Annotated in this window: 21 protein-coding genes; 19 read left to right on the top strand and 2 right to left on the bottom strand. The window is 57.5% G+C overall.

The genetic code is table 11. The features are described from left to right. The first annotated feature begins 3 nt into the window (after positions 1-3). The 13 genes from mutL (at position 4) to glnA (ending at position 14,739) form a co-directional block, all read left to right on the top strand. On the top strand, positions 4-2,127 hold the full coding sequence (gene mutL / locus ABEV74_RS09660) for a DNA mismatch repair endonuclease MutL (protein WP_430145518.1): 2,124 nt from the start codon (positions 4-6) through the stop codon (positions 2,125-2,127). Then, positions 2,124-2,921 carry a class I SAM-dependent methyltransferase gene (locus ABEV74_RS09655; RefSeq protein WP_430145516.1) on the top strand — a complete coding sequence of 266 codons (798 nt, stop codon included), beginning with the start codon at positions 2,124-2,126 and terminating at the stop codon, positions 2,919-2,921. The genes mutL and ABEV74_RS09655 overlap by 4 nt, the downstream gene beginning before the upstream one ends. Further along, a complete protein-coding gene (miaA, locus tag ABEV74_RS09650) occupies positions 2,899-3,891 on the top strand; it encodes a tRNA (adenosine(37)-N6)-dimethylallyltransferase MiaA (protein WP_430145513.1) in 993 nt (330 codons plus the stop codon). The genes ABEV74_RS09655 and miaA overlap by 23 nt, the downstream gene beginning before the upstream one ends. Before the next feature lie 6 nt (positions 3,892-3,897). Next, on the top strand, positions 3,898-4,137 hold the full coding sequence (hfq, locus tag ABEV74_RS09645; RefSeq protein WP_062492892.1) for an RNA chaperone Hfq: 240 nt from the start codon (positions 3,898-3,900) through the stop codon (positions 4,135-4,137). A gap of 203 nt (positions 4,138-4,340) precedes the next feature. Beyond that, positions 4,341-7,043 carry a PBP1A family penicillin-binding protein gene (locus ABEV74_RS09640; RefSeq protein WP_430145509.1) on the top strand — a complete coding sequence of 901 codons (2,703 nt, stop codon included), beginning with the start codon at positions 4,341-4,343 and terminating at the stop codon, positions 7,041-7,043. 30 nt (positions 7,044-7,073) lie between these two features. Next, positions 7,074-7,739 carry a peptidylprolyl isomerase gene (locus ABEV74_RS09635; RefSeq protein ID WP_430145506.1) on the top strand — a complete coding sequence of 222 codons (666 nt, stop codon included), beginning with the start codon at positions 7,074-7,076 and terminating at the stop codon, positions 7,737-7,739. Positions 7,740-7,935: 196 nt separating this feature from the next. After that, positions 7,936-8,493 (top strand): ribonuclease FAU-1 family protein, encoded by a 558-nt coding sequence (locus tag ABEV74_RS09630; RefSeq protein WP_062492895.1) that lies wholly within the window; start codon positions 7,936-7,938, stop codon positions 8,491-8,493. Continuing rightward, positions 8,490-9,146: a YdcF family protein gene (locus ABEV74_RS09625; protein ID WP_430145504.1), complete on the top strand. Its 657-nt coding sequence runs from the start codon at positions 8,490-8,492 to the stop codon at positions 9,144-9,146. The genes ABEV74_RS09630 and ABEV74_RS09625 overlap by 4 nt, the downstream gene beginning before the upstream one ends. A 111-nt stretch (positions 9,147-9,257) precedes the next feature. After that, complete coding sequence (locus ABEV74_RS09620) at positions 9,258-10,244, top strand: AAA family ATPase (RefSeq protein WP_213528261.1); 987 nt, start codon at positions 9,258-9,260, stop codon at positions 10,242-10,244. A gap of 27 nt (positions 10,245-10,271) precedes the next feature. Next, positions 10,272-11,573 (top strand): GTPase HflX, encoded by a 1,302-nt coding sequence (gene hflX / locus ABEV74_RS09615; protein WP_430145502.1) that lies wholly within the window; start codon positions 10,272-10,274, stop codon positions 11,571-11,573. 80 nt (positions 11,574-11,653) lie between these two features. After that, on the top strand, positions 11,654-12,904 hold the full coding sequence (locus tag ABEV74_RS09610) for a methionine gamma-lyase family protein (RefSeq protein WP_244863296.1): 1,251 nt from the start codon (positions 11,654-11,656) through the stop codon (positions 12,902-12,904). Between the two features lie 63 nt (positions 12,905-12,967). Then, entirely contained in the window at positions 12,968-13,375 is a 408-nt protein-coding gene (locus ABEV74_RS09605) for a MerR family transcriptional regulator (RefSeq protein ID WP_062492899.1), read from the top strand. Positions 13,376-13,410: 35 nt separating this feature from the next. Next, positions 13,411-14,739: a type I glutamate--ammonia ligase gene (gene glnA / locus ABEV74_RS09600; protein WP_062492900.1), complete on the top strand. Its 1,329-nt coding sequence runs from the start codon at positions 13,411-13,413 to the stop codon at positions 14,737-14,739. 1,434 nt (positions 14,740-16,173) lie between these two features. On the opposite strand, the gene lexA is transcribed toward glnA, so the two are convergent. Further along, the gene (gene lexA, locus ABEV74_RS09595) at positions 16,174-16,794 is read right to left on the bottom strand and encodes a transcriptional repressor LexA (protein ID WP_062496813.1); all 621 of its coding nucleotides are present in this window, start codon (positions 16,792-16,794) and stop codon (positions 16,174-16,176) included. 191 nt (positions 16,795-16,985) lie between these two features. Here lexA and ABEV74_RS09590 point away from each other — a divergent pair, with 191 nt between their 5' ends. The 4 genes from ABEV74_RS09590 (at position 16,986) to ABEV74_RS09575 (ending at position 19,092) form a co-directional block, all read left to right on the top strand. Beyond that, complete coding sequence (locus ABEV74_RS09590) at positions 16,986-17,366, top strand: LysM peptidoglycan-binding domain-containing protein (RefSeq protein WP_062492902.1); 381 nt, start codon at positions 16,986-16,988, stop codon at positions 17,364-17,366. A gap of 165 nt (positions 17,367-17,531) precedes the next feature. After that, positions 17,532-17,729 (top strand): DUF896 domain-containing protein, encoded by a 198-nt coding sequence (locus tag ABEV74_RS09585; RefSeq protein ID WP_062492903.1) that lies wholly within the window; start codon positions 17,532-17,534, stop codon positions 17,727-17,729. A gap of 42 nt (positions 17,730-17,771) precedes the next feature. Beyond that, positions 17,772-18,278, top strand: coding sequence for a hypothetical protein (locus ABEV74_RS09580; RefSeq protein ID WP_062492904.1), 507 nt, complete (start codon positions 17,772-17,774; stop codon positions 18,276-18,278). Between the two features lie 25 nt (positions 18,279-18,303). Continuing rightward, positions 18,304-19,092, top strand: a complete 789-nt coding sequence (locus tag ABEV74_RS09575; protein ID WP_430145496.1) for an HAD family hydrolase — start codon at positions 18,304-18,306, stop codon at positions 19,090-19,092. Positions 19,093-19,177: 85 nt separating this feature from the next. Here ABEV74_RS09575 and ABEV74_RS09570 read toward each other — a convergent pair whose 3' ends face one another. Continuing rightward, entirely contained in the window at positions 19,178-19,723 is a 546-nt protein-coding gene (locus ABEV74_RS09570; protein WP_213528474.1) for a 1,2-dihydroxy-3-keto-5-methylthiopentene dioxygenase, read from the bottom strand. A 177-nt stretch (positions 19,724-19,900) separates the two neighbouring features. Here ABEV74_RS09570 and metH point away from each other — a divergent pair, with 177 nt between their 5' ends. Further along, positions 19,901-23,314: a methionine synthase gene (metH, locus tag ABEV74_RS09565; protein ID WP_430145554.1), complete on the top strand. Its 3,414-nt coding sequence runs from the start codon at positions 19,901-19,903 to the stop codon at positions 23,312-23,314. A gap of 167 nt (positions 23,315-23,481) precedes the next feature. Further along, a complete protein-coding gene (rnz, locus tag ABEV74_RS09560) occupies positions 23,482-24,411 on the top strand; it encodes a ribonuclease Z (protein WP_430145493.1) in 930 nt (309 codons plus the stop codon). The last annotated feature ends 53 nt before the right edge of the window (positions 24,412-24,464 follow it).

Below are 24,464 nucleotides of genomic sequence, written 5' to 3'. Positions count from 1 at the left end.
ACGATGGGCAAAATCCGGATACTGGACGAGCAGCTCGCCAATCAGATCGCTGCCGGCGAAGTGGTGGAACGTCCGGCTTCGGTCGTCAAGGAACTGGTGGAAAATGCGGTCGACGCGGGCAGTACGGCGATCGACATCGCCGTCGAGGAAGGCGGCATCTCGCTGATCCGGGTGACCGACAACGGAAGCGGCATCGATCCGGACGATCTCGAGACCGCGTTTCAGCGCCACGCCACCAGCAAAATCGCAAGCGGCAGCGACTTGTTCCGCATCGCCAGCCTCGGCTTCCGCGGCGAGGCGCTGCCGAGCATCGCGGCCGTTTCGCGCGTGGAATGCGTGTCCGCGAGCGACGACAGCGGTCTCGGCAGGCGTCTGGCGATGAACGGCGGCACGGTCGTCGCCTCGGAGCCGGTTAACGCGCCGCGCGGGACGGATATTACCGTGCGTGATCTGTTTTACAATACGCCCGCGCGGCTGAAATATATGAAATCGATCCAGACCGAGCTCGGTCATCTGTCCGATTATGTCAACCGGATCGCGCTCGCGCATCCCGGCATCGCGTTTACGCTGCGCCACAACGGCAATCTGCTGCTGCGTACAACGGGCGGAGGTGACCGTCTGCAGGTTATTGCCGCCATATACGGCACGAACACGGCGAAGGCGATGCTGAAGGTGTCGGCCGAGCATCCCGATTACGATCTAAACGGTTACATCAGCAAGCCGGAGCTGACGCGGGCCAACCGCAACGGCTTGACGGTCATCGTCAACGGACGCACGATTCGCTCCTATATCGTCAATCAGGCCGTCATTCAGGCGTATCATACGCTGCTGCCGATCAACCGCTATCCGCTCGCCGTGCTGGAAATCGGCATGCATCCGTCGTTGATCGACGTCAATGTCCATCCTTCGAAGATGGAAGTACGATTCAGCAAGGAAGCGGAGCTGCGCGAATTTGTCGAGCATGCCGTGCGGGACGCGCTGAGCGGCATCCGGCACATCCCCGGTCCGGACGCGGGCGCGCGCGACCGTTCCAAGCCGGTCTATGTGCAAGGCCGGATTGCGTTCCACCGCGCAGAGGACGGCTTCGGAGACGGCCCGCGCACGTATGCGCCCGGGGCCGCCGGCGCGGCGGGTTCCCGTCCGGATAGCCGCAACATTCCGCGCGATGCGACAGAGCGGCTCTACGCGCCGGCGGCCATGCCGCAGCGCCGTGACGATGGCGGCGGAGCGGTCCAAGACTCCGCGGCTGTACGAGAAGCGGACAACGCTGCCGGCGGCGGACTGCGCGCGGAGACGATGGCAGCTGGCGGCAACGACGACGGTCTTCGCACATACGCCCCCGGCCGGACGGAACCGCCCGCAGCGCCGTCCTGGCGCGAAGCCGCGCCGGCGGCCGAAGCTTATGCCGCGGAAGCAAGCAGCGGCACGGATGCGGCCGGCGCTTCGGGCGGCACCGCCGAAAGCGGCCTCGACGCAGCCGAAACCGCCGGCGCGGGCCTGCCGGACGGCGGCGCGGAGCCCGGCGGTCCCCGTGCCGACGCGTTCCCGGAGCTTTCCTGGATCGGCCAGCTGCACGGGACGTATATTGTGGCCCAGAACGAGGAAGGACTGTATTTGATCGACCAGCATGCCGCCCATGAACGGATCCATTACGAATTTTATCTCGGCAAATTCGCGAACCCGCAACCGGCCAGCCAGCCGTTGCTGGTGCCGATGACGCTCGAATATACGCCCGCGGAGGCGGCGCTGCTGCGGGAGCGGCTTGACACGCTCGCCGAGGCGGGGATCGGGCTGGAGCCGTTCGGCCCGCACGGATTTCTCGTCCGCTACCATCCCGAATGGCTGCCGAAAGGCGAGGAGCAGGCGCTCGTCGAAGAGATGATCGAGTGGGTGCTGTCGGAAAAGCGGCATATCGATATCGGCAAGCTTCGCGAGAAGGCCGCCATTATGTGTTCCTGCAAGGCGTCGATCAAAGCGAACCAGCGGCTGACCCGCGAGGAGGGCGAAACGCTCATCCGCCGCTTGGCCGCATGCCGGCAGCCCTATACGTGCCCGCACGGCAGGCCGATCGTCGTTCATATGTCGACCTATCAACTGGAAAAAATGTTCAAACGGGTGATGTCATGATCGTCACGACCGCTCATCATCCAGCCGACGCCGTACTGGCGCGCGCGGAGGGACTGGCGCGGGAACTGGGCGCCCGTCTTGTCGCCCGCCGCGGACGGACGCTGCGGCAGCTGATGGAGCATTACCGCGACCCCCGGCTGCTCGTCGTGTCGGACAAGGAGCTGCGCTATTACGACGGCGATACCGAGACGCTGCTCTACTTTCATCCGAGCATGGCGTTCGTCCGGGTGAAGCGTCTGCGAAACGGCGAGCCCGACCCGATGATCGAGCTGTCCGGGTGCGAGCCGGGCGACAGCGTGCTCGATTGTACGGCCGGTCTCGGCTCCGACGCGCTCGTCTTCTCTTATGCCGTCGGGCAAAGCGGCCGCGTCACCGCGCTCGAGAGCGAGCCGGTCCTGCATGTCGTTGTCCGCGAAGGTTGGAAGCATTATGAAACCGATTTGCCCGACGCGAATGAAGCGATGAGACGGATCGACGCTCGTCTCGCCGACCATCGGGAATATCTCGCCGCGCTGCCGGACGACAGTGTGGACATCGTCTATTTCGATCCGATGTTTCGCGAGCCGGTCTATGAATCGAGCGCCCTCGAACCGATTCGTCCGGTTGCCAATTACGGTTCGCTCGAGCGGGAGACGGTCGGGCACGCGATCCGCGTCGCGCGCAAATGCGTCATGATGAAAGAAAGCCGGACAAGCGATGAATTCGAGCGTCTCGGATTCGAGCGCTGCCCGGTCAAAAAAACATCGAAAATCGGTTATGGAGTGATTCGGATTGACCGTTCCCGCCGCATATAAACCGCCGCTTCTCGTCCTCGTCGGTCCGACGGCCGTAGGCAAAACGCAATTAAGCATCGAGATCGCCAAAACATGGAATGCGGAAATCATTTCCGGCGATTCCATGCAGGTATACCGGGGAATGGATATCGGAACCGCGAAAATCGCGCCCGAAGAGCGCGAAGGCATTCCCCACCATCTCATTGACGAGTACGAACCGGATTATCCGTTCTCCGTCGCCGAATTCCAGCGGAGATGCCGCGGGCTGATCGCCGATATTTCGTCGCGCGGCCGCCTTCCGTTTATTGTGGGCGGCACCGGACTGTATGTGGAATCGGTGTGCTACAATTACGAATTCGTCGATTCCGGCGCTGACGAGGCGTTCCGCGAGGAGCAGCGGCGTTACGCCGAACGGTTCGGGGAGCAGGCGCTGCACGAAAGGCTGCGGGCGGTCGACCCGGAATCGGCGGACCGTCTTCACCCGCGCGATATCAGACGCGTTATCCGGGCGCTCGAGGTGCATCATTTGACCGGCATCCCTTTGTCCAAGCAGCTGGAAGGACAAAAAAAGCAGTCTCCCTACGAACTGTGTATGATAGGTCTGACGATGGACCGCGCCGCCTTGTACAGGCGGATCGACGAGCGGGTCGACCGGATGCTGGAGGAAGGGCTGGTCGACGAGGTGCGGAAGCTGCTCGCCGCCGGCGTTCCCCGGGACGCCGTTTCGATGCAGGGACTCGGCTACAAGGAAATCGCGCTCTACCTCGACGGCGCGTGCACGCTGGACGAAGCGGTGTACCTGCTCAAACGCGATACGAGACGATTTGCCAAGCGTCAATTGTCCTGGTTTCGGCGAATGAAAGATATTCACTGGGTCGATATGGGGGAAAATTTTCACAAGAATTTGGAGATGATTCATGCTATAATAGCAGGAAAGTTTGGAGTCCATCTTGAATGTACTTCTTACCAATCTTTTTTTCGACGGGGGTAACGTCCAATGAACAAATCGATCAATATTCAGGATACGTTTTTGAACCAATTGCGCAAAGACAGCGTGCCGGTGACGGTTTATTTGACGAACGGCTTTCAAATCCGGGGCGTCATTAAAGGGTTTGACAATTACATCATCGTCATCGACAGCGACGGCCGTCAGCAAATGGTATACAAGCACGCCATTTCCACGTTTACCCCGCAGCGCAACGTTTCGCTTGCGCAAGATCATTCGGCGGAGGCCTGAAACAGGCATTGAAACTTTTTGGCTTTTTGTCGCGTTTAACTTGATAGCGGTATGCAAGAGCAACCCGCTCCACGCAGGGTTGTTCTTTTCTTATCCGCTCGGATGCAGATAAAGAAGTGTTGGAGATGCCGGCAGGCCCAGCAACGGGAATGGCGAATCGCGTTATTTCCAATACTAGAATCAGCAGGAGGGGAGTCGACACCATGGCTGATCAACCGCGCGGCAGAAGTGCTGCGGACACCAAAAAGTCGAATACGAAAAAGGGTCGGAAGAAGAAACGGCTGACGCTGCGCAGACTGTTGACCGTTCTGTTTTTTGCGGCCGCCGCAGGAATCATTTGCGGTATTATCGGTTATTTGCTCATTATTTTAAACGGAGAGCGGATTTTGGCCGAAAACCAGAACAAGCTCGTTCTGCCCGAAACGTCCGTCGTATACGACGCGAACGGGAACGAAATCGCCACGCTGTTTCACGAAAATCGCGAAAACGCCTCGTTCGACGAAATTCCGGAGCTGCTCAAGCAGGCGGTCATCGCGACGGAGGACAGACGTTTCGAGGAGCACTCCGGCATCGATGTATGGGCGATCGGCCGGGCGCTTGTCAAGGACATTCTCGCGCGCGAGATGGTCGAAGGCGGAAGCACGATTACGCAGCAGCTTGCCAAAAATCTGTTCCTCAGTTCGGACAAGACGATACTGCGCAAGGCGACGGAAGCTTCCATCGCAGTGGCGCTGGAAAACCAGCTGACGAAAGACGAAATTTTGGAAATGTATTTGAACCGCATCTTTTTCGGCAAACGCCAATACGGCGTCAAAGCGGCCGCGGAATATTATTTCGGCAAAGAACTGGATGAGCTGGAGCTGTGGGAAATCGCCACGCTTGCCGGCATTCCGAAGGCTCCATCGCGCTACAACCCGATCAGCAATCCGGAGCTGTCCAAGGAACGGCGGGCGGTCGTCCTGCAGCTGATGTATGAGCAGGGCATCATTACCGAGCAGGAAATGAACGAAGCGAAAGCGGTCGACTATACGCCGATCGAGCATAAGGAAGAAGAGCGGGAGGAGAAATATTCGGTCTTCGTCGATTACGCCATCGAAGAGGCGATGCGGGTGACCGGCATGACCGAAGAAGAACTGAGCATCGGCGGTTACCACATTTATACGACCGTCAATCCGCAAGCCCAGCAGGCGGTGGAGAAAGCTTTTGCCGATGACGACAACTTCGAGAAAAGCCCTGACGACCTGAAGGTGCAGGGAGCAATGGTGATCATGGATCACCGCAACGGCGAGATTCAAGGGATGGCCGGCGCGCGGGACTATGCCAAAAAAGGGCTGAACCGCGTCACGGTACCGCGCCAGCCGGGTTCGGCGTTCAAGCCGATCACGTCTTATGGACCGGCGCTCGAAACGGGCGACTGGCTGCCGACGTCGACGCTGCGCGACGACAAGCAATGCTTCGGCAATTATTGTCCGACCGATTCCAACCGGGTGAAATATATCGGACCGGTCAGCATGAAGCAGGCGCTCAAGGAGTCGCGGAACTTGCCGGCCGTATGGCTGCTGAACGAAATCGGCGTCGAGAAGGGCGTTGAATTCGCGAACAGGCTCGGCTTCAATCTTGACGAGTCGGACCGTAATCTGTCGATCGCGCTTGGCGGCTTGACTTATGGCGTCACCCCGCTGCAGATGGCGGTCGGATACAGCGCCTTCGCCAATGAAGGCATGGAAGTCGACGCCCATGCGATCCGCAAAATCGTGAACGGCAACAACTCGACGATTTACGAATATAAGGCGCCGGAACCGAAGCGGCTGATGAGCAAGGAGACGGCCTGGTATATGACCGAAATGCTGCAGGCCGTCGTGCAGGAGGAAGGCGGCACGGGGCGCCGGGCGCGAATCGACCGTCCGGTGGCCGGCAAGACCGGCACGACGCAGCACGGCATTCCGGGCTTCGAATCGAGCGCGAACCGCGACATTTGGTTCGTCGGCTACACGCCGGAGTGGACGGCGGCGGTCTGGATGGGCTATGATAAAACAGACAGGGAACATGTGCTGAAGGAAGGCAGCGGCACCGCGGCCGCCATGTTCAGCACCGTAATGAGCGAGGCGCTCCGGGGAGTACCGAGTTCCGGCTTCGGCAAGCCCGAAGGGGTGAAGGAGGCGGCGCCGCCTTCGCGACCGGGCGGATTGACCGCGTACTACGACGCCGAATCGAAGTCGGTGAAGCTGTCCTGGAACGGTGTTGACGGCGACAATATCGTGTACCGCGTGTACCGCAAAGCCGTCTCGAACTCGGAGTTCGTCCGGCTGCTCGACATGGTGGGCGCGACGGGGGCCGAAGACACGAACGTCGCGCCGGGAATGGCTTATCAATACTACATTACGGCATACGACGCGCAGAGCAATCTGGAGAGTTCGCCGTCCGACCGGCTCACCGTCGAGGTCGATGAAGAGATCATCGTTCCGGAAGAGCCGGAACCGCCGATCACCGAGGAGCCGCCGGTCGAGCTGCCGGATACGGACGACGGGAACGCGGACGTCCCGCCGGATGACGGCAATACGAATACGCCTGGCGCTTCCGCTCCCGGACAAGGCGAGGACGGTTCGTCTCAAGACGGTACGCCGCCGGATGGCGGTGCGCAGACTCCGGGCGAGAATGGCGGAGGACAGCAGCCTGACGGCAGCGTAACGCCGCCGCCAACCGACGGCGGCGGAAATGAGCCGCCGGGTACCGATGACGGTAACGCACAGGGCACCGACGGCGGCAACGCGCCGGGAACGGAGATGCCGCCGGCCGATGAAGCCGGATTCGGGACGGGAAGCGTGCAGAGTCTCAACCTGCCCGGTCCGGCCGCCGATGCGCCCGAGCGCGGCAATGGCGGCAGACAGAGCCGCGAGCGCCAATAAAGCGGGAATAAGGGATACGGAGGAATCCGAATGATGCACCGAATGCGGCTTGTGCCGATAATCGGGGCGGCAGCGGCGTTCGTGCTGCTGTTGACCGGGTGCGGACAAGCCCGACATGCAAATTCGGCCGTCACGGGCGAAGAGCCGAATGAACGCGTCATGCGATGGGACAAAATGCCGGACATGACGATCGATCTGAACAAGACGTACAAAGCCCGTTTCCAAACGAACAAAGGGGAGTTCACCGTCAAGCTGTTTGCCGAAGAAGCGCCGACGACGGTCAACAATTTTGTATTTTTGGCACGCGAAGGGTTTTATGACGGTCTTCCCTTTTTCCGCATCATCGAGTCGTATATGATCCAGACCGGAGATCCGGACGGCACCGGCACCGGCGGCCCGGGCTACACGATTCCCGACGAGCTGGACACCGGTTTTCGTTATGAGCCCGGTATCGTCGCCATGGCGAACACCGGCAAGCCGAACACGGGCGGCAGCCAGTTTTTCATCGGAACCGGGCCGGATATGGAAAACTTGAACCAGATGCCGAACTATACGATTTTCGGCAAAGTCGAAAGCGGCATGGAGACGGTGCTGGAGCTGGCGCGGACGCCTGTCGGCTGGAGCGACGTCTATCAGGCGCAGACCGAGCCGCTGGAAGAAGTGAAGATCGAGAAAGTCACGATCATCGAGGAGTGACGAGAGGGGCGCGGCAACGCGCTCCTTTCCCGTTTTATCCGGAGCTTTCGCAGGCCCGGTTTATTTTTTTTCGGTCGCTGGAGATGGGCGTGAAGATGTGGTAAGCTTTTCACATGAATAAATGTTGTTTTCGAGAAGAACTGTCACCGATTTGTGGCGGACTTTTTCGCATCCTAAATGGAGAGGTACGTGCCGTATGAAACGTAAATTTTCAGATCGGGCCAACTGGCGGCGTATCTTGCGCAAAAGTTATACGTGCCTGGCCATCGACGGCGAAGAGTTCAAAGGACTCGTGACGTTTTACCGCATCCACGAACTGCGCGAGCCGCTCTGGAAAGAGTACAACGGCAGGCGCCTCTGTCTGGCGGACAAAGGGTATTTGTGGATGCAGCATTTTCCGCGGGGAGAACACTTTGTCGTGACGACGATGTTTGACGATAAGGGACGCGTCGTACAGTGGTATATCGATGTTTGCAAGACGCAAGGGCTAACCGATCAGCAGGTTCCCTGGTTCGACGATTTGTATTTGGATGTCGTTGTGCTGCCGTCAGGCGAAGTGTACCTGATGGACGAGGATGAACTGGAAGACGCCGTTCGGCAAGGCGAAGTAAGCGGGAAAGATGCGGCACTCGCGCGCAAGACGGCCGGCCGTTTGCTGTCGGCGATCCGCAACGGGCGGTTCCGGTATTTCGCGCTCAGCCTGAAGCATCGCAAGCTGCTCGGCGAACGGACAGGGGAACTGAGCGAATCATGAAGCGGCGGGGCAAAAAAAGAAGACCGCTTTACGTCACGCTGCGCCTGTCCGCCTGGGCGGTGGCGATCGCCGCGTTCTGGATCGGCTATCAATTTTGGGCGATCCACGAATACAAGCCGCCTAAGCCGATGCCGACCGCTGACGTCGGCATCGTGCTGGGCGCGGCGCTGTGGGACGGCGAGCCGAGCCCGGCGCTGCGCGAAAGGCTCGATCACGCCGTCGATTTGTACAAGTCGGGATACATATCCCGGATCATCGTATCCGGCGGCTATGACTACGAAGGCGCTGCGTTGACGGAAGCCGAAGGCATGCGCAATTATTTGGTGAAACAGCAAATTCCCGGGGAACATATCAGGCTGGAAAACGACGCGACGAACACTTACGAAAACTTGTTGTACAGCAAGAAAATAATGGATAAGCAAGGCTGGAAAAGCGCACTGATTATTACGCATACGTTTCATGCGAAGCGATCCGGCGATATTGCCGATTATTTGGGATATACGAATACGACGGTCGCCGCGGTGAAATCCAGAGTTCTGTCCGCCGCCCGGTACGAATCGAGGGAAGTGCTCGCTTTGACGAAATGGCATGTGGACAAGCTGCTGATGAGCTGGGGGCTCGGTTCTCCCGTTCCCGCATTTCAAAACTTCTAATATGAAAGACGCCGCTAGAATACACTGTTATTGCGGCGTTTACGAGCCGGGACTGTCCCGGCTTCGCGAGAGGCGCCAGCAGCGACGCGCGAAGGATGGGTGATACAACGGATGAACGGACCTGTCATCTCGGGAACGAAGAACGGCAACGCCAGACCGTCCCGCCAGATCAACGTGGTTCTGCGCAGCCATGAGGCTGCCGCGGCTGTCGCGGCGGCGCAGGCTGCGGAGAGCGAGCCGCTGCCGGCGGTCAAACCGCTGCCGGGAGGCGATCACTATGCCGAAATTCAGAAGGAATTGGAAACGATGGTCGGCATGGAGAACGTCAAGTCGCTTATCTATGAAATTTACGCGCTTCTCCATGTCAGCCGAATGCGGGCCGAAGCGGGTCTTGCCGGAGGATCGCATGTCTATCATATGATTTTCAAAGGGAATCCGGGGACGGGGAAGACGACGATCGCGCGCATCGTCGCCAAGCTGTTTCAGAAGATGGGCGTATTGAGCAAAGGCCATCTGATCGAGGTGGAGCGGGCAGACCTTGTCGGCGAATATATCGGTCATACGGCCCAGAAGACGCGCGACCTCGTGAAGAAGGCGCTTGGCGGCGTGCTGTTCGTGGACGAAGCCTACAGCCTTGCCAGAGGCGGGGAGAAAGATTTCGGCAAGGAAGCGATCGATACGCTGGTAAAGGCGATGGAGGACCAGCGCAATCAATTCATTCTCATTTTGGCCGGGTATCCGGCCGAGATCGAGCGCTTTTTGCTCACCAATCCCGGACTGCCGTCCCGATTCCCGATCCAGATCGATTTTCCCGATTATACGATCGACCAGTTGATCCAGATCGCGGAACAGATGGCGAAAGAGCGGGACTATTATATGCTTCCGCAGGCGGTTTTTAAATTGCGCCAGCATTTGATGCAGGAGAAGAGCGCGTCGCTGTACGCGTTCAGCAATGCGCGCTACGTCCGCAATATCATCGAGAAATCGATCCGGCATCAGGCCGTCCGGCTGCTCGGACAATATTCGAGCGGGGTGCCGGGCCGGCAGGAGCTGATGTCGCTGCGTCCGGAAGATTTGAAATGGGATGCCAAAACGTAACGAAACCTGGATGTAAAGGAGCCGTCTATGCGACAAACGACTTACGAAACGAATACGCTTGTGCAAGACCGCGCCGTCTTGGTCTCGCTTATCACTCCCGAAATTCGCCGCGGCTCCGCCGATCCGGAGCATTCCTTGCAGGAGCTCGTGAACCTGGCGGAAACGGCCGGCGTCGATGTGGCGGCGACCGTGACGCAGCATCGGGATGCGCCCGATTCGAAGTGGTTCGTCGGCAAAGGCAAAGTGGAGGAATTGAAGGCGATTGGCGATGAGCGCGGCGCGAATACGTTCATTTTCGACCAGGAGCTGTCGGGCGCCCAGGTGCGCAATCTGGAGGAGGCGCTCGACGCCAAAATCATCGACCGGACGCAGCTTATTCTGGATATTTTCGCCCAGCGGGCCAAGACGCGGGAAGGCATCATTCAGGTCGAGCTGGCGCAGCTGAGCTACCTGCTGCCGCGGTTGTCCGGTCAGGGCCGCAATCTGTCACGGCTGGGCGGCGGCATCGGCACGCGGGGCCCGGGAGAGACGAAGCTGGAGACGGATCGGCGGCATATTCGGGAACGAATCGCCGACCTGAAGCGGCAGCTGTCGGATGTGGTGCGCCATCGCAAGCTGCACCGCGAACGGCGCCGCAAGAACGGCGTCGTTCAGGTCGCGCTGGTCGGCTATACGAACGCCGGCAAGTCCACGCTCTTGCGCGAGCTGACCAGCGCCGATGTGCTCGTCGAGAACCGGCTGTTCGCCACGCTCGATCCGACGTCGAGAATGTTGACGTTGCCGAGCGGCAAGGAAGTGCTGCTGACCGATACGGTCGGCTTTATTCAAAATTTGCCCCACGATCTCGTGGCTGCGTTTCGGGCTACGCTCGAAGAAGTAAACGAAGCCGATCTGTTGCTGCATGTCATCGACTGCTCCTCGCCGATGCGGGAAGAGCAGATGCGCGTCGTCGGCTCGATTTTGTCCGAACTGGGCGCCGCGGACAAGCCGCAGCTAACGATTTTCAACAAAAAAGATTTATGCGGCGGGGCGGGGGCGGCTTCGTTCGGGCTGCTGCCATCGGACAGCGATACGATGCTGATCAGCGCCTACGACGCAGAAGATCTCGCGCGGCTGCGCCAGAAGATTCAGGACAAGCTGGCCGGAGACACCCGCACGTTTGCGCTGCCGGCGGAACGCGGCGATTTGATCGCGCTCGCGTACCGGATAGGCGAAGTGGTCGACAGAGAGACGGCAGGGGACAAGCTGCTGCTGAGAGTGGAGCTGAACAAGCAGGATTTCGAAGTTTTGGGCGGACCGCTTCATGAATATTTGGAGCAGCGTCCATGAATAAGGAATGAAATGAGCAAGGGAGATATTTCGGATTGAGCGATAAGGAACGAATGAACGATCATGTATGGGAAAGTCTGATGAAGCTTGCCGATGACGCGGAGCGGATGGCCGAACGGAGGTTCCGGGAAATCGACCGGATCGCCGAGAGAAACCAGTGGAAAGTGATCCGCGCTTTCCGCCGTCATCGTGTAAGCGATTTTCATTTTAACGGTTCGACGGGATACGGCTATAACGATTCGGGCAGAGAGGTGCTCGATCTCGTTTACGCTGATGTGTTCGGCGCAGAGGCCGCTCTTGTGCGGCCGCATTTTGTGTCCGGGACGCATACGATCGGCTGTGCGCTGTTCGGCTTGCTGCGGCCGGGCGACGAGCTGCTCTATATTACCGGGTCGCCATACGATACGCTTCATCAGGTGATCGGCAAGCCCGGTGACGGGACAGGCTCCTTGCAGGACTGGGGCGTCCGTTACCGCGAAGTGGCGTTGACGCCGGACGGCGGAGTCGACTGGGACGGCGTCGCGGCGGCAATCGGGGAGCGAACGAAAGTGATCGGCATTCAGCGGTCGCGCGGATACGCCTGGCGGAATTCGTTCACCGTGGCGGAAATCGGAGAGATGGTCCGCCGGGTGAAGGCGTTGAAGCCGGAGGCGCTCGTCTTCGTCGATAACTGCTACGGCGAGTTTACCGAAGAGCGCGAGCCGACCGAGGTCGGCGCCGATCTGATTGCCGGTTCGCTCATTAAAAACCCCGGCGGAGGCCTTGCCCCGACAGGAGGCTATGTCGCGGGCACCGCGGCGGCGGTGGAAGCGGCGGCATATCGCCTGACGGCTCCCGGCATCGGCGGCGAGGTCGGCGCAACGCTGGGGACGCTGCGGTCGATGTATCAAGGGCTCTACTTGGCGCCCCATCTGGTCGGACAAGCCGTGAAGGGAAGCGTGTTCGCTGCTGCGCTGTTTTCCATGCTCGGCTTCGATACGAGGCCGGATTGGCAGTCGCCGCGCACCGACTTGATTCAAGCGGTCCGTTTCGGCAGTCCCGAACTGCTTATCGCTTTCGTGCAGGGCATTCAGCAGGCGGCGGCGGTCGACGCCCATGTCGTTCCCGAGCCTTGGGATATGCCGGGCTACGAGCACCCGGTCATTATGGCGGCAGGGACGTTCATTCAGGGCGGCAGTCTGGAGCTGTCGGCCGACGCGCCGATTCGCGAGCCGTATATCGCCTATATGCAGGGCGGTCTGACTTACGCTCACGTCAAATTCGGCGTTCTGACCGCATTGTCCAACATGGTAAATCGTGAATTAATTGTGATTAAACCTAACACACCTTGACACATTTTGTGCAAAGGGTTACAATGGGATTAATAACTCCGCGAGGTGGAAGGTTGATGCGACATGGGTGACGAAATACGCAGAAATATGGCGCTTTTCCCGATTGGCATCGTCATGAAACTGACGGATCTGACAGCCCGGCAAATTCGTTATTACGAGCAGCACGAACTGATCGTTCCGGCGCGAACCGCCGGCAATCAGCGGCTGTTTTCCTTTAACGATGTGGAGCGGCTGCTGGAGATCAAGGCGTTGATCGAGAAGGGCGTCAACATTGCCGGCATCAAGCAAGTCATGAATCCGGTATCCAAAGAGTCGGAAGAAGCGACCGTCCTGAGCGAGCAATCCGAAGTCAAACGTCGCGAGCTGTCCGAGCCGCAGTTGCATCGGTTGTTGAAGCGGGAGCTGCTCGAGAAACGACCTGGCAAAGCGTCCATGATCCAAGGCCAGTTGTCCCACTTCTATAAGCGGTAAGAGATGCGGTAATCCAGTCATAAGGAGATGATATTTTGAGCTACACGAAAGAGGACATCATGCGCATTGCCAAGGAGCAGAACGTCCGATTTATTCGTTTGCAATTTACCGACCTGCTGGGCACGATTAAAAATGTGGAAATCCCGTTCAGCCAGTTGGAAAAAGCGCTCGACAACAAAATGATGTTCGACGGCTCGTCGATCGAAGGATATGTCCGGATCGAAGAGTCGGATATGTATCTGTATCCCGACCTCGATACATGGGTCGTATTTCCGTGGGTGACGGAAGACCGCGTCGCTCGGCTGATTTGCGACGTTTATATGCCTGACGGCACCCCATTCGCCGGCGATCCGCGCGGCATTCTGAAGCGCGTGCTGCGGGAAGCGGAAGAACTCGGCTTTACGGCGATGAACGTCGGACCGGAGCCGGAGTTTTTCCTGTTCAAAACCGATGAGAAAGGCGATCCGACGACCGAACTGAACGATCAGGGCGGATATTTTGACCTTGCGCCCACCGATCTCGGCGAGAACTGCCGCCGCGAAATTGTACTGACGCTGGAAGAGATGGGCTTCGAAATCGAAGCGTCCCACCATGAAGTGGCTCCCGGTCAGCACGAAATCGACTTTAAATACGCCGATGCGGTGAAAGCGGCAGACCAGATCCAAACGTTCAAGCTGGTTGTCAAAACGATCGCGCGCCAGCACGGCCTGCATGCGACGTTTATGCCGAAGCCGCTTTACGGCGTGAACGGTTCCGGCATGCACTGCCATCAGTCGCTGTTTGTCGGCGGCACGAACGCGTTCTACGACAAGGACGATAAGCTCGGTCTCAGCGATACGGCGCGTCATTATATGGCAGGCATCTTGAAGCATGCCCGTGCGATCGCCGCCATTACGAATCCGACGGTCAACTCCTACAAGCGTCTCGTTCCGGGCTACGAAGCGCCCTGCTATGTAGCCTGGTCCGCAAGCAACCGGAGCCCGATGATCCGGATTCCGGCATCCCGCGGGCTCAGCACCCGTGTAGAGGTGCGCAATCCCGACCCGGCGGCCAACCCGTATCTGGCGCTCGCTGTCATGCTGAAAGCCGGGCTTGACGGCATCCGCAACAAGCTGCCGCTGCCTGCGCCGACCGACCGCAACATTTATGTCATGACCGAAGAAGAGCGGATCGAAGAAGGGATCCCGAGTCTGCCGGCCGATTTGAAAGAAGCGCTCTCCGAATTGCTGCGCGATGAAGTCATTTGCGACGCTCTCGGCGACCACGCTCTGGCCCATTTCTACGAACTGAAAGAAATCGAATGGGATATGTACCGCACGCAAGTGCATCAGTGGGAACGCGATCAATATTTGACGTTGTATTGATGGTCTAATGCCATGTCTCGCTAGGGATTAAGGGTTCAACGTTTAGGGTTTTAGGAAACACCGTTTGGGCATACTTTGATTTAACGTTTAGGGTTTGCGGAATCAACGTTGGCATACGGAGTCAACGTGTAAGGTTTGCGGGACTAACGTTTGGCATACGGATTTGCAGGCATTACGGAATCAACATCAGGGATTGCGGATTTACCATTTGCGGGCATTTTGGAGTTGGTGCGGGATAACCTGCATTGGCTCACAAAATGCCCGTTGATAGTTGTTGGCGTAATTGGCGTTACTGGCGTTACTGGCGTAAGGTGTTACTGGTGTAGCGTTACTGACGTAATTAGCGTTAATGGCCTTACTAGCGTTAATGACGTTAATGACCATATACTTCCGCTTAAACATGGCCGATAATTCTCGAAAGACTCCGCTTGGAGTTTCTCTTAAACATTAAAGAAAGTATAAAACTCACTTCCTATTTGCCTGCCTAACTGTCCGCGCCTTCCGTCAAATCGTCGCACGTCCGTCGGTGTGCCTCGCCTTCCGTCAAATCGTCGCACGTCCGTCGGTGTGCCTCGCCTTCAGCGCCTCTGTCTCCCGGCAGATTGCTTTGGCGAAAAAGCTGCAAAAGTACAGGAATTTGGGCCCGAATAGATGACTATAGCGAAAAATCCTGCCAAAATACAGTAATTTTTGGCGATTTTCGCTTGTCTGGCTTGAACGGATCAAAAAAACTGCATTATCGCAGAAATTTTCCTGTTTTGGTTATTTTATCCCTGAAAAAGTTGCACTTTTGCAGCTTTGTTCTTTTATTGGGTTTCTATCTTCCGGATGCTGGCCGCCGCGGAGCCGGAGTAAAGCAATTTCGGGACAGGTGGCAGTTCACAGCGGGGCGAGGGCGAATTGAGCCCTGGCCGCCATGTCGTCTTTTGTTCATATAAGCATTTATAGCGAAACAGTATCGTCCTTAGACAGAGACGCCGTCAGGCGTTTTTCTTATTTTACAAGGCTTGTATCTTTCAGATTCCAGCAGCCGCGGAGCCGGAGTAAAGCAAGCAATTTCAGGATTGGTGGCAATGGCGCGAGCGAATAAAGCCCTGGAAGTTCGCAATTGGACGCACAGCGAGGATAGTTCGAGCGAATAAGGCCTTGGAGGTCACAATCAGTCGTACGGTGGGGGTGACGCTGGCGAATAGGGCCTTCGAGGTTCGCAATCGGACGCACAGCGGAAGCCTGGTCGCCATCCTGTTGTCTTTGCCGAACATGCGATGGGCGCGAAACAAAAGACAACCACCATTACCGTCCAAAGCGGTGATGGTGGTTGTCTGGTGTTCGATAGTGATTCCGATTTAAAAATCGGTAAACGGGATTCCCGCATAAAAGCGGCGGTCCGGTTATGGATGTCCCGAAACAAGCCGATGAGGGACGGCGGTCCGATTAATGGATGTCCCGGAACAAGCCGATGACTTTCCCGAGAATGGTGACGTTTTTCAGCAATATCGGTTCCATCGTCGAGTTTTCCGGCTGCAACCGGATATGATCGCGCTCCTTATAGAACGTTTTGACGGTCGCTTCGTCATCTTCGTTCATCGCCACGACGATGTCGCCGTTGTTGGCCGTCGATTGCTGCCTGACGATGACGTAATCGCCGTCGTGAATGCCGGCTTCGATCATGCTGTCACCGACGACATTAAGTATGAATACTTCATGATCCCCTACGAAATGGGCGGGGAGCGGAAAATAGTCCTCAATGTTCTCCGTAGCCGTAATCGGTACGCCCGCCGTTACTTTCCCGACAACGGGGACTTTGGCCACGGCGACCGGAAACGGAATTTCGTTCTCGTCCTGATCGAGAATTTCGATGGCGCGCGGTTTGGTGGGGTCCCGGCGGATGAGCCCTTTCTTCTCCAACCGGTCCAGATGACCGTGTACGGTTGAGCTGGAGGCTAGTCCCACCGCTTCGCCAATTTCACGGACGGAAGGCGGATAGCCTTTCTCCCGTACTTCGTTCTTGATGAACTCAAGAATTGCCTGCTGGCGGTTGGAAATCTTCGACACCGTCATCACTCCATTAGTTGATTTGGTTACTATTCTAACATAGAACCCGAGTTCGTACAAACATAAGTTCGAGAAACATGGGTTCGCATTTTCATAAAAAATTAGGAACAAATGTTCTGAAAACCGATTGACCTCAAACATATGTTCGTGATATATTCTGATTACAGAACAAATGTTTGGGGTGTTGAACGATGACGATTCATACGACAACGTACCGCAGCATATATGACAGAGATCGGAAAAAGAATTGCGTAGCGCTTTCCCGGACAGGTACGGCAACCGTTGGCAAGGGCTTCGTCCGGCTTCTCGCCGCGCTGGCGCTGCTGGCGTTTTTGTCCATTGCTTTTTCATTCTGGGTATCGGACGCTTCCGGCGTATCCCCGAAGCCTGCCGGTGCGGGAGAGAAGACGATTATCGTCGCTCCAGGCGACACGCTTTGGAGCATCGCGCTGGCCCATCCGGACGGGAACGGCGACATTCAAAGGCGCATTTATGAACTGAAGAAGCGCAACGGTTTGGATTCGTCCAACATCGTGCCGGGAATGTCGCTGATCGTGCCCGATCTGCGATGAGCCGCAGGCTTGGGACAGACGGTTCCCTGACTCCGGACCTGCGGAATATTCGGCCGGTGTGAAGACCGGTCGTTTTTAATTGCCCTTGCTTTCCCGCTGCCTTGACAATGGATATAAGAAGATGTCAAAGTAATAGATAGTTCCGGCGAAGCAGGAGAGGAGTGAGTGCAGGTGGAGAAACTGATCGCCCGGATCAACGAGCTGTCCCGCAAACAGAAAAGCGTCGGGTTGAGCGAAGAGGAAATAGTGGAACGGGACAAGCTCAGGCAGCAATATCTTGCGAACTTCAGACGCAATTTCCGCAATCAGCTCGATTCGATCAAGTGGGCGGACGAAGAGGACCGGCCTTCGGTCAAGCATTAGCACGCCGAAACCGCTTCATCCATAACAGGGAGGAAATGATTCGTGTCGCGAACGTGGGAGCGCAAGGTGCGCAAAAATTCCGCGCAATTGAACAAAGCGAGAAAAAAACAGGGGCTTAAAGCAATGACGCCCGCAGCCGATCAGGCCGAACGTTTTGTCGGACGCAATTATATCGGGCCGGCGCTGATCGTCATGCTGACCGTGTTCTATGCGATTCTCGGCCAGGCGAATACGGCAATGCAGGAGGACGGGACGTTCTACTGGCTCGTCATCGTTATGTATTTGCTGCTTGCGGTGCTGTTCTTTTTCCGGCGGCCGTACCTGGCGGTGGGCAAAGATTATGTCCAAACGCGCAAATGGACCGGCGACAAACGACTGCAAGCGTCCGATATCCGAAGCATCCGGGTGCAGCCGGGCTATGTCGTGATCGAACACAAAAAAGGAAACTGGGTGTTCTCGCGGGTAATGAACCGTTATCCGACCGATGAGATGGCAGCCAGGCTGTCTACGTTTGCGCAGCAGCATAAGATCGAAATGAAACAACTGTAGGTGACGATTTGGGGGAGTAAGGGAAATGGCGAAACAAGCGGTTTTATTTGACCTTGACGATACGCTGCTGTGGGACGAGCGGAGCGTGGCGGAAGCGTTTCAGGCAACATGCCGGGTAGCGGCGGAGAAGCGCGGTGTCGATCCGGATGCGCTGGAGGAGGCGGTCAGGCGCGAGGCGCGAGCGCTGTACGAATCGTATGAGACGTTCCCGTTTACGAAAATGATCGGCATTAACCCGTTCGAAGGGTTGTGGGCCCGTTTCAGTGAAGGAGAACAGGACGAATTTCGCAAGCTGGAACGGATCGCTCCGACATATCGAAAGCAGGCGTGGACGCGCGGGCTGAAAGCGCTCGGCGTGGACGACGAGCAGCTCGGCGCCGAACTGGCGGAACGGTTCCCGGCTGAGCGGCGTGCTCGTCCGCTCGTATACGATGAAACGTTCCGGGTACTGGACATGTTGAAAGGCTCCTATAGACTGCTGCTGCTGACGAACGGTTCGCCGGATTTGCAGAAAGAGAAGCTGGCTGGCGTACCGGAGTTGGCACCGTATTTCGACCACATTGTCATTTCTGGCGAATTCGGGGAAGGCAAACCCGCCGTCAGCATCTTTCGCCATGCGTTGGCGCTTCTTGGCCACGAGCCTGAAGATTGCGTCATGGTCGGGGACAAGCTGACGACCGATATTAAAGGAGCCAACGCCGCAGGCATCACGAGCGTCTGGATTAACCGCGACAACAAGGTGCCCGCAGACGATATTGTGCCGGATTACGAAATCCGCAATCTGGAAGAGCTGCTGCCGTTGTTAAAGGCGTAAACGGTTGGCCAGAATAGAGAAGCGCACCCGCTCCGGTTTGCCGGAAGCGGGTGCGCCTGCCTGTTACGTCATTGCGTGACGCTTTTTAAGCTTCTTTGCTGAACGCGGGATCGTCGTACGGTTCGGCGATCCAGCCGGCCGGTTCGATGAAAAGACGGACGGCGACGATTTGACGATTTTCCATCAGCGTGAAAAAGTGCGGTTTTTTCTCCGGTACGGAAATGACGTCGCCAGCTTCCAGCTCGACATCGAAATATCCGACATCCTCGGTACCCTTAATAACAAAGATGCCTTTGCCGGCCGTAATCGCGCGAACTTCGTCCTCGGTATGCGTGTGAACCTGTTCGAACTTCTTGAGCAGCTCGTCCAGATTCGGCGTAGCATCTGACAATGCGACGATGTCCCACGTTTTATAGCCGCGGCGCTCGGCCAAATCGCGAATTTCTTCGTCGTATGCCGACAAAATCTGATTTTTCTCCTCATCGGTCAAAACGAACTTTTCTTTCAGCTCGTCCGGCAGCTTTTCCGTATTCCAATGCTCGTACAATACTTCCTGCTTTTCCAGAAAGGCGCGCACGTTCTCTTCGCCCGAAATGCGCTCGCCCGTGTTGCGGATTCGAATCTCTGCCATGTTCATTCCCTCTTTTCCTATATGAAATTAACCTTATACTTCATCATTATAGTTCAAAAAGGCGCGGTTGTCGACAGAATGACCTTTTCACCTTATCATTAATCTGGTACACTAATGGTTAACGATTTTCGGGAAGGATGTTATGCAATTTTGTCGAAACTGACTTTACAACAATTGATGTGGCAGCGCATTCTCATCCTTGATGGCGCGATGGGGACGATGATCCAGCAGGCGAATCTGACTGCTGACGATTTTGGCGGAGAAGCGCTTGACGGCTGCAACGAAATGCTCGTACTGACGCGGCCGGATGTCATCCGCTCGATACATGAGCAATATTTGGAAGCCGGTGCCGACATTGTGGAGACGAATACGTTCGGGGCTACGGCTATCGTTCTCAGCGAATACGATATTCCCGAGAAAGCGCGGGAAATCAATCTGGCGGCGGCAGCGATTGCGCGCGAAGCCGCGGACAAATATTCGACGCCCGACAAGCCGCGTTTTGTGGCCGGCGCGATGGGACCGACGACGAAGACGCTGTCCGTTACCGGAGGCGTCACGTTCGACGAATTGGTGGATAGTTATTACGAGCAGGCGCTGGCTCTCATCGAAGGCGGAGTCGATGCGCTGCTGCTCGAGACGAGCCAGGACACGCTGAACGTGAAAGCGGGAAGCATAGGCATCCGCAAGGCGTTCGCCGCGACCGGGCGCGAACTGCCGGTGATGATTTCGGGGACGATCGAGCCGATGGGAACGACGCTGGCGGGACAAAATATCGAGTCGTTCTATATTTCGCTCGAGCATCTGAATCCGATATCGATTGGGCTGAATTGCGCGACCGGCCCCGAATTTATGCGCGACCATATCCGGACGCTCAGCGAAATCGCAAAATCGGCGGTCAGCTGCTATCCGAATGCCGGGTTGCCGGACGAGAACGGCCATTATCACGAATCGCCGGCTTCGCTTGCGACCAAGATGGCCGCATTCGCGGAACAAGGCTGGCTGAATATCGCCGGTGGCTGCTGCGGCACGACACCGGCGCATATCCGGGCGCTGGCCGAAACGCTCGCAAAGTACGAGCCGCGCAAGCGCCGCGGCGAGCATCCGCCGGCTGTCTCGGGCATCGAGACGGTATATATTGAAAAGGACAACCGACCCTATATGGTCGGCGAACGCACCAACGTGCTCGGCTCCCGCAAATTCAAGCGGCTGATCGCGGAAGGGAAATATGAAGAAGCGGCCGAAATCGCACGGGCGCAGGTGAAGAACGGAGCGCATGTTATCGACGTCTGCCTGCAGGACCCGGATCGCGACGAAATGACCGATATGAAGCGGTTTTTGGAACTGGTTGTCAAAAAAGTGAAAGTGCCGCTCGTTATCGATACGACAGATCCCAAAGTGATCGATGTGGCGCTTACCTATTCGCAAGGCAAAGCGATCATCAATTCGATCAATCTGGAAGACGGCGAAGAAAAATTCGAGAAAGTGGTGCCGCTGATTCACAAATACGGCGCTGCCGCCGTCGTCGGCACGATCGATGAGCGCGGACAGGCGATTACCCGCGAAGACAAGCTGGCGGTTGCGAAGCGCTCTTACGAGCTGCTGACCGGAAAATACGGTATGAAGCCGGAAGATATTATTTTCGATCCGCTTGTCTTTCCGGTCGGCACGGGCGACGAGCAATATATCGGTTCGGCCAAGGAGACGATCGAAGGCATTCGTCTTATCAAGGAGGCGATGCCGGAGTGCCAGACGATTCTCGGCATTAGCAACGTTTCGTTCGGCCTGCCGGAAGCGGGCAGAGAGGTGCTGAATTCCGTCTTTCTGTACGAATGTACGAAGGCGGGACTCGATTACGCTATCGTCAACACGGAGAAGCTGGAGCGTTACGCCTCTATTCCCGAGGAGGAGCGTCGGCTGGCGGAGGCGCTTATCTACGATACGAACGACGAAACGCTGGCAGCGTTCGTCGCCGCGTTCCGCGACAAAAAAGTGGCGAAGAAAGAAAAGGCGGCCAACCTGCCGCTGGAGGAGCGGCTCGCTTCGTACGTGGTCGAAGGAACGAAGGAAGGGCTGATTCCGGATCTGGACGAAGCGCTAACCAAATATAGTCCGCTTGAAATTATTAACGGCCCGCTGATGAAAGGGATGGAAGAAGTCGGCCGACTGTTCAACAATAACGAATTGATCGTCGCCGAGGTGCTGCAGAGCGCGGAAGTAATGAAAGCGTCTGTCGCCTATCTGGAGCCGTTCATGGAGAAAAACGAAACGTCCGTCAAAGGGAAAATCATTCTTGCGACGGTAAAAGGCGACGTCCATGACATCGGCAAAAACCTGGTTGAAATTATCTTGTCCAACAACGGCTATCAGATTATCAACCTGGGCATCAAGGTTCCGCCGGAGCAACTGATCGAGGCGTATCGTGCCGAGAAGGCCGACGCGATCGGGCTCTCGGGACTGCTCGTCAAATCCGCGCAGCAGATGGTCGTTACCGCGCAGGATTTGCGCAATGCGGGAATCGACGTACCGATTCTTGTCGGCGGCGCGGCCTTGACGCGGAAGTTTACGAAAACGAGAATCGCGCCCGAATACGACGGGCTCGTCTTGTACGCGAAGGATGCGATGGACGGACTCGATATCGCCAACAAGCTGATGGATCGCGAGCAGCGAAGCTTGCTGGAGCGGGAACATGCCGAAGCCATGGCGGCGATTGCAAGCGGAGCGGAGGAGAAAACGGCGCTGCCGAAGCAGACGCGGGCCGTCCGCTCCAACATTTCGCAGGACGCCCCGGTGTTCGTGCCGCCGGATTTCGAACGCCATGTGCTGCGCGACGTGCCGATTTCGCACATCGTACCGTATGTCAATATGCAGATGCTGCTCGGCCACCATCTCGGCGTGCGCGGGAAGGTCGAGCAGCTGCTGCAGGAAGGCGATCCGAAAACGGTGGAATTGAAGGAAACGGTTGACGAAATTCTCCGGGAAGCGAACGCGAACGGCATTATCCGCGCCCACGCCATGTACCGGTTTTTCCCGGCGCAATCGTCGGGCGACGACATTCTCGTGTACGATCCGGCCGATCATTCGAAGGTGTTGAAGCGATTCGCGTTCCCGCGCCAGCAGACGGAGCCTTATCTCTGTCTGGCCGATTTTCTGAAATCGACGGACAGCGGCGTGATGGACTATGTCGGCTTCCTCGTCGTTACCGCCGGACAAGGGATTCGCGAGCTGTCTTCGGAATGGAAAGATAAAGGCGAATATTTGCGTTCCCATGCGCTGCAGGCTGTGGCGCTGGAAGTGGCCGAAGGGTTGGCCGAACGCGTTCATCACATGATGCGGGACGTATGGGGATTCCCCGATCCGCCGGACATGACGATGAAGCAGCGGTTCGGCGCCCGGTATCAGGGCATCCGCGTCTCATTCGGATATCCTGCATGTCCGAATCTGGAAGATCAGGCGCTGTTGTTCGATTTGATGAAGCCGGAAGATATCGGCGTCCGTCTGACCGACGGCTTCATGATGGAGCCGGAGGCGTCGGTATCGGCCATGGTATTCGCCCATCCGGAAGCGCAATATTTCAACGTAGAGAAAGTGTAACGGATGAAGACCGTCCGGCCGGCGAAGCTGCGGGCCGGCGGCGAGAGCGGCAGAAAGCGGGAAGAAGGATCGGGCTCCTCTTCCCGCTTTCGTTTTATTGTCCGGGCAGAGATGGTAAAATAACAAAAGTCCATTTGGCAAAAGCTAGAGCGAGGGGGTAACGGCTGATGGAACTGCTGTTTTTGGGTACGGGGGCAGGGCGCCCCTCGAAAGACCGCAACGTCAGCGCCGCAGCTCTCGTGTTCCCCGAACGGGGCGGCGCGTTCTGGCTGTTCGACGCCGGCGAAGGCACGCAGCATCAGCTGATGCGCACGCCGCTCAAGCTGAACAAGCTGGAGGCGGTCTTCATCACGCATCTGCATGGCGACCATATGTTCGGCTTGCCCGGCTTGCTCAGCAGCCGGTCGTACCATGAAGGAGCCGGCGATCTCCCGCTGTTCGGCCCGCCCGGCATCAAGTCGTTTCTGGACGCGGTATTCGCCATTACAGGCACGCATCTCGAATACCGCCTGGACATACGCGAGGCCGTTGCGGGGCCGATATGGGACGACGGCACATGGTCGGTGCGATGCGCACCGCTGGATCATCGCGTTCCGTGTCTCGGCTATCGGATCGAGGAAAGGGATCGGCCCGGACGGCTCGACTCGGAGCGGGCGAAACAGCTGGGCGTGCCGTTCGGGCCGTTGTTCGGCGCTCTGAAGCGGGGCGAAGACGTCGAACTGCCTGACGGCACGATCGTCCGGTCGCGCGATGTCGTCGGCCCGCCTATCAAAGGCCGGGTCGTGACGCTGCTTGGCGATACGAAGCCGTGTCCGGAAGCGGTTCTTCTAGCAGAAGGGGCGGACTTGCTCGTTCACGAAGCGACCTTTGCCGCCGGCATGGAGGAGAAAGCGGCGAAGTACGGTCATTCCACGACAGGGCAAGCGGCGGAGACGGCGAAGAAGGCGGGGGCGAAGCGGCTCGTCATGACCCATTTCAGTCACCGGTACCGGATGGAGGATCTGGCGTCTCTCGAAAACGAGGCGCGAAAGGTGTTTCCCGAAACGGTAGCAGCCTACGATCTGAAGAAGATCGATATTCCGTTCCGATCCGAATGATTCGAAATGGACGCTAGCAACAACAATCGAGCCTGAAGCTTCCGGTAATCCGG

Source organism: Paenibacillus cisolokensis, assembly GCF_050481165.1.
Taxonomy (GTDB): domain Bacteria; phylum Bacillota; class Bacilli; order Paenibacillales; family Paenibacillaceae; genus Paenibacillus_AH; species Paenibacillus_AH cisolokensis.
The sequence above is the reverse complement of the archived record's forward strand: the minus strand, read 5'-3'. Positions and strand labels throughout refer to the sequence as shown.

Excerpts from the sequence above, each read along its gene's own strand:
- mutL (WP_430145518.1), top strand. The coding sequence starts at position 4 with ATGGGCAAAATCCGGATACTGGACGAGCAGCTCGCCAATCAGATCGCT.
- ABEV74_RS09655 (WP_430145516.1), top strand. The coding sequence starts at position 2,124 with ATGATCGTCACGACCGCTCATCATCCAGCCGACGCCGTACTGGCGCGC.
- hfq (WP_062492892.1), top strand. The coding sequence starts at position 3,898 with ATGAACAAATCGATCAATATTCAGGATACGTTTTTGAACCAATTGCGC.
- ABEV74_RS09640 (WP_430145509.1), top strand. The coding sequence starts at position 4,341 with ATGGCTGATCAACCGCGCGGCAGAAGTGCTGCGGACACCAAAAAGTCG.
- ABEV74_RS09635 (WP_430145506.1), top strand. The coding sequence starts at position 7,074 with ATGATGCACCGAATGCGGCTTGTGCCGATAATCGGGGCGGCAGCGGCG.
- ABEV74_RS09630 (WP_062492895.1), top strand. The coding sequence starts at position 7,936 with ATGAAACGTAAATTTTCAGATCGGGCCAACTGGCGGCGTATCTTGCGC.
- ABEV74_RS09625 (WP_430145504.1), top strand. The coding sequence starts at position 8,490 with ATGAAGCGGCGGGGCAAAAAAAGAAGACCGCTTTACGTCACGCTGCGC.
- ABEV74_RS09620 (WP_213528261.1), top strand. The coding sequence starts at position 9,258 with ATGAACGGACCTGTCATCTCGGGAACGAAGAACGGCAACGCCAGACCG.
- hflX (WP_430145502.1), top strand. The coding sequence starts at position 10,272 with ATGCGACAAACGACTTACGAAACGAATACGCTTGTGCAAGACCGCGCC.
- ABEV74_RS09610 (WP_244863296.1), top strand. The coding sequence starts at position 11,654 with ATGAAGCTTGCCGATGACGCGGAGCGGATGGCCGAACGGAGGTTCCGG.
- ABEV74_RS09605 (WP_062492899.1), top strand. The coding sequence starts at position 12,968 with ATGGGTGACGAAATACGCAGAAATATGGCGCTTTTCCCGATTGGCATC.
- ABEV74_RS09590 (WP_062492902.1), top strand. The coding sequence starts at position 16,986 with ATGACGATTCATACGACAACGTACCGCAGCATATATGACAGAGATCGG.
- ABEV74_RS09575 (WP_430145496.1), top strand. The coding sequence starts at position 18,304 with ATGGCGAAACAAGCGGTTTTATTTGACCTTGACGATACGCTGCTGTGG.
- ABEV74_RS09570 (WP_213528474.1), bottom strand. The coding sequence starts at position 19,723 with ATGGCAGAGATTCGAATCCGCAACACGGGCGAGCGCATTTCGGGCGAA.
- metH (WP_430145554.1), top strand. The coding sequence starts at position 19,901 with ATGTGGCAGCGCATTCTCATCCTTGATGGCGCGATGGGGACGATGATC.
- rnz (WP_430145493.1), top strand. The coding sequence starts at position 23,482 with ATGGAACTGCTGTTTTTGGGTACGGGGGCAGGGCGCCCCTCGAAAGAC.